This window comes from Rhizobium hidalgonense (genome assembly GCF_002914525.1).
GTDB classification, from domain to species: Bacteria; Pseudomonadota; Alphaproteobacteria; order Rhizobiales; family Rhizobiaceae; genus Rhizobium; species Rhizobium hidalgonense.
The window spans coordinates 1-9,634 of the sequence record NZ_LODW01000105.1 but is presented as its reverse complement, the minus strand read 5'-3'; the positions used below and the strand labels follow the sequence as shown (position 1 = coordinate 9,634).

Below are 9,634 nucleotides of genomic sequence, written 5' to 3'. Positions count from 1 at the left end.
TTGAAACATGGGTCAATTCTCAATGGAAATATCTGGCTGCGCCGGGTCAGCTCTCAGTGGAAATCAACACTCGATGCTTACGTGCAGTTGCTGCGGCAAAAGACGGAGATTTCAGGCTTGCGTTTCGGGATTTGGATTTCCTGAAAGGCTTGCCAGGTAGAACAATCGCTGTGCTAAGGATTGAAGCTGCAGTTTTGGCAGAGCAAGGGCATCTTGAGGCGGCGGAGAAGCGCTTAGATGAGGTGCCTGACCCCGGTCCTCCGGATTGGTTACAACGAGCTCGCATCAAAGAACTCCAAGCCAATCGTCCTGAAACATCTTTCAGCGATCGTAAGCGGCTAAGCGACGAGGTCAATGATATTAGAGTTAGGCATCGAACATATCTCGAATACGATGTCGAATAGCTGCCGCTGGGCAGCCGTCGTGAGAAACGGTCCCGGCTTAGCCGCATCGACAAAGCACACGGAAGGTTGGTTCTTCATGAGGTTGAGGGTTGCAGTGGTGATGACCCTCTGAAATGATCGCCCCAATCTAAATACGAGCGATGCATGCAAGGAGAGGCAGAGCTGACGTGACACGAGCGAGTGCTGATGTTTCGAGTTGATCGACACCAAAATCGGATCGCGCGCCTCGCGCAACGGCGCTTCGGCGAGCTGGCATTACGCGAGCGGGATCACCTGCAGGAGTGGCTGGTGCACCAGCCGGACGCACTTGGCGAAGAACTACTTATCATCCAGAAAGAGTTTGACGGGTTCGACGAAACGCGTGAGCGGCTGGACCTTCTTGCGCTCGACAAGGCGGGCAACCTCGTCATCATCGAGAACAAGCTCGACGACTCCGGCCGCGATGTGACTTGGCAGGCGCTGAAATACACCGCCTACGTTTCAGGCCTCAACAAGCTTCAGATCGTCGAGATCTACCAACAATATCTCGACCGCTATTGCGGCGGCGGCTCGGCAGTCGAACGCATCTGCGAATTCATGGAGGTGGAGGAGCTTCAAGAGACGGTGCTGAATCCAGGCAACGGCCAGCGCATGATGTTCATCGCTGCCAATTTTCGCCGCGGTGACCGCGACTGTGCTGTGGCTACTCAGTCGTGGCATTCGTGCCCAGTGCTTTCGGGTTGTTCCCTACAGCTTCGGCGATGAGCTGTTCATTGACCTGCAGCAGATCATCCCAACTCCGGAAGCTGCAGATTACATGATCGGCATCTCTTCAAAGGAGGTGGAGGAAACAAGTGCACAAGGCGTCCAAGCGCGTCGACATCAGGTCCGGCTTCAGTTCTGGGCTCGCGCGTTGGAGAAGTTGCGCGCGGATGGCATCACCCTCTTTGCCAATGTTAATCCTGGTCGTGATCATTGGCTCAATGCAGGCTCTGGCGTTGGAGGTTGTCCTTTTACGATAGTTTTTGCACGCGACGAAGTTCGCGTCGAAGTGAACCTTGCGCGCGCTGACCGCGATCAGAACAAGTGGCTATTCGATCGGCTCGAAGCCGACAGGTCTGCAATCGAGGCCAGATTCGGTGCGGAGATGAGTTGGTCTCGGCTCGACGAGAGGAAACAGAGCCGAATATCCTATTCCCATCCGTTCGATGGCTTCGAGGTCGACAACTGGCCGGAAATGATCACCTGGCTGTCGGAGCACATACGCAAGTTGGAAGGGGCTTTCCGACAGCCACTAGCGCAATATGCGCGTACAATTCCCAGTGCTGATGAAACAGCAGAATCACTGGCAGTAAACTATTGATCAACCGCTACAAACGCGGCACGGCCACAGTCAAGTGCCTGCAGAAGAGACATTGGCATTCAACATGACTTCAACCGCCTTCAGCTCGACGCACTAAACACCAAGAAAACCGAGAGCCTGCGCCTTCGAAACTGCCGAACTGTCATCCGCCGACAGCCACCAGCTCTTTTCCGCCGGAGACCAACGTGCCCCGATGCCCTTCGCTTCGTCCTTGCGCGCGTATGGGACCGAAAGAAGAACTCGTGCCGCCTGCGGCGGTGGATCTGCGTGGGCGGCTTTGCCCCCTTCTTTGCCACGTCTTCGATCGAGGGCCGCCAGTGCTATGTCGATTGCGGGATCATCGAGTGGTCGCAATGCCGCCTGCTCCGCCCATAGTGGCGCTTCAATTCTTCGCCACGTCTTGTAGGTGCCAGGGACTGGAAGCAGCGCAAGACCTTCCCTTAGACCTCCATCAAGATCAAAGACATCCATGAGGACCGGCGGATTGCCGAAGTAAGGAGGGGGTTTGGTAAATATCCCCACACGAACGATGCGCGCAAGGGTTCCGCCCCAGGTGATCCGACGTACCCAGAACCCTGGACCACCGTTGGCAACGAGCATTTCAAAGACATTCTCGCCGTCGCTATCCCTCCAATCATCTTTCTGCATGCCTTAGCCCCTCTTCGAAATCCGGAAATTTCAGCCCGTTGTTACCCGCCGCCGCATGCGGGCAATGAGGCGGCTGATCAGTCATTAGATAGAATCGATAACCGCTCGACTTGCGCCTCACCCACCCTGTGGGAATAACCGCACACCCGTCAACCCCGCCAGCCTCTCCACCAGCGCATCCTGAAACCTCACATCATTCACCTCCGCCGCCGCCTGCCGCTGCTGCCGGTGATACCAATAGCCGCCGCTCACCTTCGCGGCTTCGTCCTCGCTGGTCGCCAGCCATGTCTGCGTCAGATGCCCCATCTCCAGATCATCCGGCGCGCCGGCGCCGCCCATCTTGGTCGGTACCCAGCCGGGGTCGACGGCGTTGCTGAGGACGTCGGGCCAGTGGCGGGCGATGGCGGCGGAAAGCGTGGCGATGTAGAGCTTGCTTTCGGAATAGGCCTGGCTGGCGCTCCAGGGGCGCTTCTTCCAGTCGATGTCGTCGAGCGCGCTGCCGCCGCTGCGGTGCATGCCGCTGGTGAGATAGATCAGCCGGTCGGGCCGCGTGATCCAGGCGGTGAGGAGGTAGGGGGCGAGCGTGTTGACCGCCAGCGTCTTGGCGTGACCTTCGGGCGTTTCGCCGCGGCTGCGCTCGAGGTAGATGCCGGCATTGTGGATGACGGCGTCCATGCGGCCGATGGCGTTGACTTGTTCGGCGATCGAGCGGGTTTGCTCGGCGCTGGCGAGATCGCCGATGACGAGGCCGAGGGCGGCGGCGGAGGTCTCGGCGATTGCCGCGGCGCGCTCGCGGGAGCGGGCGTGCAGGACGACCTCGTGGCCTTCGCGGATGAGGGTGCGGGCGGCGGCGAGGCCGAGGCCATCGGTGGAACCGGTGATGAAGATGCGGCTCATGGGGGTTCCTTTCGCGTGCGGCGTGGGTGGGCGCAGAGTGCTTGGGGAGGGGTGCTCGGGTCAAGCCTGAGGACGATGGACGGTGGGAGGATGCGATCGGCAAGAGGCGGGATGCTAGGGCAATTCCAGCGGCGTGTGGGTGCGTGGAGGTTGGAGTTTGGCGGGGCGTCTCCACACACTCCGTCATCCCAGGCCTTGAGCCTGGGATCCATGCGGCGAGCGCGGCGTTGGCGGTCGACGCAGGGAAAGACAGGGGGCATCCCATCCGTGAACCTATGTACGCCGAGTGCTGCGTGTGGATCCCAGGCTCAAGGCCCGGGATGACGGAGGATGGTGTGGGGCTCGGCGAAAACGGCAACGTCATGGATCCCAGGGTCAAGCCAGGTCAAGCCTTGGGATGACGGAGAGTGGGGTGGGGCTTAGGCCGGAACCGCAAGGCCGTCAGTCGGATGATGCTGCTCTGTCTGCCGAAGGCCAGCACAATGCTCGCGGCATGGATCCTCGGCTCAAGGCCGAGGAAGACGGAGCGTGGGGGAGCGTTCCTGCCAAACCCACTGCCGGGCGCCCAACCCACCGCTGGCCGCACTCACATCCCCTGCCGCCGCTGCTCCGCGCCCGCCGCAATCGTCTGCACCAGCTCGTCCACCTCGCGTGCCAGCCGCTCCAGCGGCAGGCCGACGAAGCGGCCTTCGAGGCTGATGCTGACCACGCCGTGCACGGCGCCGAAGAGGGTGCGGGCGCGGATGGCCCTGTCCTCCGCTGGCATGTCGGGCTGCAGTTCGGCCAGCGGTTCGGCGATCACGTCCATCAGGAAGAGGTGTTCGTCGAGGTGCCATTGCGGCGTCGGGCTGGTTTCCGGGGGGGAGTGCTCGAACAGCGCCTTCCAGAGGTTGCGGTGCTCGACGGCGAAGGCGAGGTAGCCCTGGGCGAGGTTGCGCAGGCGGTCGGTCGGGCTTTTGCTCTTGGCCTCGGCCAGCGTCAGGCGCGCTTCCAGCGCCTTCAGCGTGGCGGAATTGACGTGGATGACCAGTTCGGCGAGGTCTGTGAAGACGGTGTAGAGGCCGCCGAGCGCACAGCCGGCATCCTGGGTGATGTCGCGGGCCCTGAGGTTGGAGAGGCCGTCGCGGGCAATGCGGGCGTGCGCCGCCTCGATCAGCCGGGCCTTCAGATCCTCACGTTTTTCTTCCCGTCGACCGGCCATTCACCATTCCCTTCCGATTTTTTGAACGTCGTTCAAAATTATTCTTGAACAGCGTTCACGATTCTGCCATAACTCATCTCGTGAACAACGTTCATAAACCGGAGGAAGCAAATGTTCAAACTGATTTCCATTTTATTGCGGGGCAGGGCGCATGATGCCGAAGAGGCCTTTGCCGATCGCCACGCCGTGCCGCTGCTTGCCCAGCAGATCCGCGATGCGGCCCAGGCGATCCAGCAGGCGCGCCGCAGCGTCGCGGTCGCCATCGCCCAGAACGAGCAGGAGAAGAGCCAGCACGCGACGATCCTCGCCCGCATCGCCGATCTCGAAAGCCGCGCCACCGCAGCCCTTGCCAAGGGCAATGAGCCGCTGGCCCGCGAGGCGGCCGAGGCGATCGCCTTTCTCGAAGCCGAGCGTGATGCGTCTGAGAAGGCGCAAAGCCAGTTCGTCGGCGCGATCGACAAGCTGAAGGCGATCGTGCGCGCCTCCGAAGCCAGGCTGCAGGAGCTGCAGCGCGGCGAGCGGCTGGCCCGCGCCACGCAAGATGCCCAGAAGCTGAATGTTGTCGTCAGCGGCCCCGGCTTTGCCACGCTCGACGATGCCGAGGAGACGCTCGCCCGGCTTCGCCTGCGCCAGAGCCAGAACGAGCTGACATCAGCTGCGCTGAAGGAGATGGAAGGCGCGACACGGCCGGCCGGCATCATCGAGAAGCTTGCCAATGCCGGCTTCGGCCCGCCGCTGCACACCTCTGCCGATGACGTGCTTGCCCGCCTGAAGAGCCGGGTCAGCCCGGCCGCCTGAACCGCATCCAGTCCCCATTTCATCCATCGAACATTAGGATTACCATCATGAACGACAGTTTCCAGAAACACTCCGCCAGCTGGGTTAGCTTCTCCTACATCTCCTTCGGCTCGGCCGCCTTCATGCTGGCGCTCGGCCTTTACATGATGCCGCTCGATCTCTGGGGCAAAGGCTATCTCGCCATGGGCATATTGATGCTGGTGCAGACCACGGTGAACATCACCAAGACGCTGCGCGACAATGCCGAATCCGAGAAGCTGATCCGCAAGGTCGAGGATGCCCGCACCGAAAAGCTGCTGGTCAAATTCAATCGTAGCGATGAAGATTGATCTTCCTTAACCACATCGCAGAGTTGTTATCGCATTCAACCTTTGCGTAACAACTCTGTGGCCTTCTCTGCCAATCGAAAGAGGGTCCCGCCGTGCAACACAAGCTGATGACATCGAGGAAATTCGCGCCGCTGTTCTGGACGCAGTTCCTGACCGCCTTCAACGACAATTTCCTCAAGAATACCCTGGTCTTCCTCATCCTCTTCAAGATGTCGGCAAGCGAGGGCGCGGCACTGGTGACGCTTGCCGGCGTCATCCTCATCGTGCCCTTCCTGCTGCTCTCGGCCCTCGGCGGCGAAATCGCCGACAAGCACGACAAGGCCAAGGTGGCGGAGCTGTTGAAACGCTGCGAGATCGGCATCGCGGCGCTTGCCGTTGTCGGCCTCGGCTTCTCCTCGATTTTTGTGCTGATGGCCGCCCTCTTCGGCTTCGGCATCATCTCGGCGCTGTTCGGGCCGATCAAATACGGCATCCTGCCCGATCATCTCGAGCGCCGCGACCTGCCGAAGGCCAATGCCTGGATCGAGGGCGGCACCTTCATCGCCATTCTCGGCGGCACGATCATCGCCGCTCTTGCCTTCTCCAGCGGCGACAATGTCGTGCTGTTCGGCTCGATGATGATGGGGCTGTCGGTGCTCTGCTGGCTCGCCAGCCGCATGATCCCGGCGACCGGCTCCAAGGCGCCGGATCTTCAGATCGACCGCAATGTCATCCGCTCCAGCTACACGCTGGTCATGGAAATCCGTAGGGATAAGCGGCTGTGGCGCTCGGCGCTGATGAACAGCTGGTTCTGGCTGGTCGGCGCCTTCACCCTCTCCATCCTGCCGACCATGGTGACCGAGCTGCTCGGCGGCTCCGAGCTTGTCGTGCCGGCCTATCTCACCGTTTTTGCCATCGCCGTCGCTGTCGGCTCCGGCATTGCCGCCTGGATGTCGTCGGGCCGCATCGTGCTCTTGCCGGCGCCTGTTGGTACCGCGCTGCTCGGCCTCTTCAGCCTCGATCTCGCCTGGAACCTCTGGGGCTTGGCTTCGACCTCACATGCGACGACCATCGTCGATTTCTTCGCCGGGCAAAATACCATCCGCGTCGCCATCGATCTCGCCGGCATGGCGATCTCGGGCGCCTTCATCGCCGTGCCCACCTTCGCCGGCCTGCAGACCTGGGCGCATGAGGATCGCCGCGCCCGCGTCATCGGCGCTGCCAATGTGCTCTCGGCGCTGTTCATCACCGTCGGCCTCGGCCTCGTCGCCGTCATCCAGGCGCTCGGCGCCTCCATTCCTCAGATCCTGATCGGCCTCGGCATCATCAACTTTGCCGTCGCCTGGCTGATGCTGAAAACGCTGCCGACCAATGCCTTCCGCGATTTCATCTCGATCCTGTTCCGCGCCTTCATGCGGCTTGAGGTCGAGGGGCTGGAGAATATCAAGAAGGCCGGGCCGGCGCCGATCATTGCGCTGAACCATGTCAGCCTGCTCGATGGAGCCCTGGCGCTCGCCATCACCGAGGAAGAGCCGGTTTTCGCCGTCGATTACAAGATCGCCCAGGCCTGGTGGGTGCGCCCCTTCCTGAAAATGTGCAAGTTCCTGCCTCTTGACCCCACCAAGCCGATGGCGACGCGCTCGCTGATCAAGGTGGCGCAGGAAGGCAACCCGATCGGCATCTTCCCCGAAGGCCGGCTGACGGTGACCGGCACGCTGATGAAGGTCTATGACGGCGCGGCCATGGTCGCCGACAAGACAGGCTCGATGGTGGTGCCGGTGAAGATCGACGGGCTGGAGAAGACCTATTTCTCCTATCTCGACAACGGCAAGATCCGCCGCCGGCTGTTTCCCAAGGTCAAGGTCACCATTCTCGAGCCGGTGAAGCTGGAAGTGCCGCCGGAGCTGAAAGGCCGCAAACGCCGCACGGCGGCGGGGGCAGCCCTTTATCAGGTGATGTCGAACCTGCTCTTCCGCACCGCCGATACCTCGTCGACCGTGCTCGAGCGGGTCATCGAGGCCGGCCACGAATTCGGCATGAAAAAGCTTGCCGTCGAAGATCCGGTCACCGGCCGGCTGACCTATGGCAAGCTCTTGACAGGGGCTGCCGTGCTCGGCGCCAAGTTCCGCGCCCGTTTCTCCGAACAGAACCTCGGCGTCATGCTGCCGAATGCCAATGGCGCCGCCGCCACCCTTCTCGGCGTCATGAGCGCGGGCAAGGTGCCGGCCATGCTGAACTTCACCGCCGGTGCCGCCAACATCCTCTCGGCCTGCAAGGCGGCTGAGGTGAAACACGTGCTGACCTCGCGCGCCTTCGTCACCCAGGCAAAACTCGGCCCTGTCATCGAGGAGCTGGAAAAGCAGCTGACCATCGTCTGGCTCGATGATCTCAGGGCCGAAATATCATTCAAGGACAAGCTCGTCGGGCTTCTGCGCAAGGCGCGGCCGCTCGTCAAACGCCAGGCCGACGATCCGGCCGTCATCCTCTTCACCTCGGGCTCGGAAGGCACGCCGAAGGGCGTGGTGCTGACCCACCGCAACGTGCTGTCGAACGCCGCCCAGGCCGCAGCCCGCATCGATTTCCACAGCGGCGACAAGGTGTTCAACATCCTGCCGGTCTTCCATTCCTTCGGGCTGACGGCCGGCACCGTGCTGCCGCTGATCTCCGGCGTGCCGGTCTATTTCTATCCCTCACCGCTGCATTACCGCATCGTGCCGGAGCTGATCTATGTCTCCAACGCCACGATCATCTTCGGCACCGACACCTTCCTCAACGGGTATAGCAGGACGGCGCATCCCTACGACTTCCGCTCGATCCGCTATATCTTCGCCGGCGCCGAGCCGGTGAAGGCCGCAACCCGCCAGACCTATATGGAAAAATTCGGCCTGCGCATCCTCGAAGGCTACGGCGTCACCGAGACGGCGCCGGTCATTTCGATCAACACGCCGATGTACAACCGCTCCGGCACGGTCGGCAAAATCCTGCCGGGCATGGAATGGAAGCTCGAACCGGTGCCCGGCATCGATGAGGGCGGCAGGCTGCATGTGCGCGGCGCCAATGTCATGGCCGGCTACCTCCGCGCCGAAAAACCCGGCGTGCTCGAACCGCTTGCCGATGGCTGGCACGACACCGGCGACATCGTCACCATCGACGAGGACGGCTTCGTCAAGATCCGCGGCCGCGCCAAACGCTTCGCCAAGATCGGCGGCGAAATGATCTCGCTCGCCGCCGTCGAAACGCTCGCCGCCGAACTCTGGCCCGGCGCCCTCTCGGTCGTCTCCTCGCTGCCCGACGCCAAGAAGGGCGAGCGCCTGGTGCTCCTGACCGACGCCCCCACCGCCACCCGCGCCGAATTCCTCGCCTTCGCCAAATCCAAGGGCGCCATGGACATGATAGTCCCGGCCGAGGTCACGATCGGCAAGGTGCCGGTGCTGGGCTCCGGCAAGGTGGATTTCGTGGCGGCGCGCAAGCTGGCCGAGGGGACGGCTGCGAAGGAGGAGGCGGCGTAGGGCTGGGGGAGGGCACCACCTCTCCTCCTTTATCCCAGCAACAACACCTCACCTCCGTCATCTCAGGGCTTGACCCTGGGATCCATGCGGCTGGCACGGCGTGAAGAGTAATGGCAGCCAAAGCCGGGAAATTATTGACGCCGAGCACCGGGCTGTGGATCCCAGGGTCAAGCCCTGGGATGACGGAGAGTGGGCTTGGCGTTCTCGCCAAACGCGCCGTCGGCGCAGCCTATAATGCCCGCTTTTGCCGCCGATCCATCGCCGCTGCCGAAGCAGCTTCGCTGGCGTGGCTGATGTGTCCCGGGCACCGCCTCTCCTCCTTTATCCCAGGACACCACCTCACCTCCGTCATCCCAGGGCTTGACCGTGGGTTCCATGCGGCTGGCACGGCGTGAAGAGTAATGGCAGCCAAAGCCGGGAAATTATTGACGCCGAGCACCGGGCAGTGGATCCCAGGCTCAAGCCCACTGGTGTCCGGTTTAATTCGTCACCATTGGAGGCTCATCTGGTGGGGACTGTGTGGTGGA

The 9,634-nt window shown here is 62.1% G+C and carries 9 protein-coding genes; 6 read left to right on the top strand and 3 right to left on the bottom strand.

Going from position 1 to position 9,634, the window contains the following annotated elements:
- From ATY29_RS37120 to ATY29_RS37275, 3 genes are all read left to right on the top strand, one after another.
- Nucleotides 1-404, top strand: a 404-nt coding sequence (locus ATY29_RS37120; protein WP_165779458.1) for a hypothetical protein, incomplete at its 5' end; no start/stop codon positions are given.
- A gap of 186 nt (nt 405-590) precedes the next feature.
- A complete protein-coding gene (locus ATY29_RS37280) occupies nt 591-1,148 on the top strand; it encodes a PDDEXK family nuclease (protein ID WP_202973659.1) in 558 nt (185 codons plus the stop codon).
- Nucleotides 1,078-1,746, top strand: a complete 669-nt coding sequence (locus ATY29_RS37275) for a DUF4268 domain-containing protein (protein WP_202973658.1) — start codon at nt 1,078-1,080, stop codon at nt 1,744-1,746. The genes ATY29_RS37280 and ATY29_RS37275 overlap by 71 nt, the downstream gene beginning before the upstream one ends.
- A gap of 93 nt (nt 1,747-1,839) precedes the next feature.
- Here the strand turns inward: ATY29_RS37275 and ATY29_RS31590 are convergent, their stop codons facing one another.
- The 3 genes from ATY29_RS31590 to ATY29_RS31575 all read right to left on the bottom strand — a co-directional run bounded on the left by ATY29_RS31590 (nt 1,840) and on the right by ATY29_RS31575 (nt 4,492).
- Entirely contained in the window at nt 1,840-2,394 is a 555-nt protein-coding gene (locus ATY29_RS31590) for a DUF5710 domain-containing protein (RefSeq protein ID WP_097537490.1), read from the bottom strand.
- Between the two features lie 117 nt (nt 2,395-2,511).
- Nucleotides 2,512-3,291: an SDR family NAD(P)-dependent oxidoreductase gene (locus tag ATY29_RS31585; RefSeq protein ID WP_097537489.1), complete on the bottom strand. Its 780-nt coding sequence runs from the start codon at nt 3,289-3,291 to the stop codon at nt 2,512-2,514.
- Between the two features lie 586 nt (nt 3,292-3,877).
- Nucleotides 3,878-4,492 carry a TetR/AcrR family transcriptional regulator gene (locus tag ATY29_RS31575; protein WP_097537487.1) on the bottom strand — a complete coding sequence of 205 codons (615 nt, stop codon included), beginning with the start codon at nt 4,490-4,492 and terminating at the stop codon, nt 3,878-3,880.
- 111 nt (nt 4,493-4,603) lie between these two features.
- On the opposite strand from ATY29_RS31575, the gene ATY29_RS31570 reads away from it, so the two are divergent.
- From ATY29_RS31570 to ATY29_RS31560, 3 genes are all read left to right on the top strand, one after another.
- Complete coding sequence (locus tag ATY29_RS31570) at nt 4,604-5,290, top strand: PspA/IM30 family protein (protein WP_097537486.1); 687 nt, start codon at nt 4,604-4,606, stop codon at nt 5,288-5,290.
- Nucleotides 5,291-5,337: 47 nt separating this feature from the next.
- Nucleotides 5,338-5,619 (top strand): YiaA/YiaB family inner membrane protein, encoded by a 282-nt coding sequence (locus tag ATY29_RS31565; protein ID WP_003569708.1) that lies wholly within the window; start codon nt 5,338-5,340, stop codon nt 5,617-5,619.
- A gap of 92 nt (nt 5,620-5,711) precedes the next feature.
- Nucleotides 5,712-9,107, top strand: coding sequence for an acyl-[ACP]--phospholipid O-acyltransferase (locus tag ATY29_RS31560; protein WP_097537485.1), 3,396 nt, complete (start codon nt 5,712-5,714; stop codon nt 9,105-9,107).
- Nucleotides 9,108-9,634 lie beyond the last annotated feature (527 nt).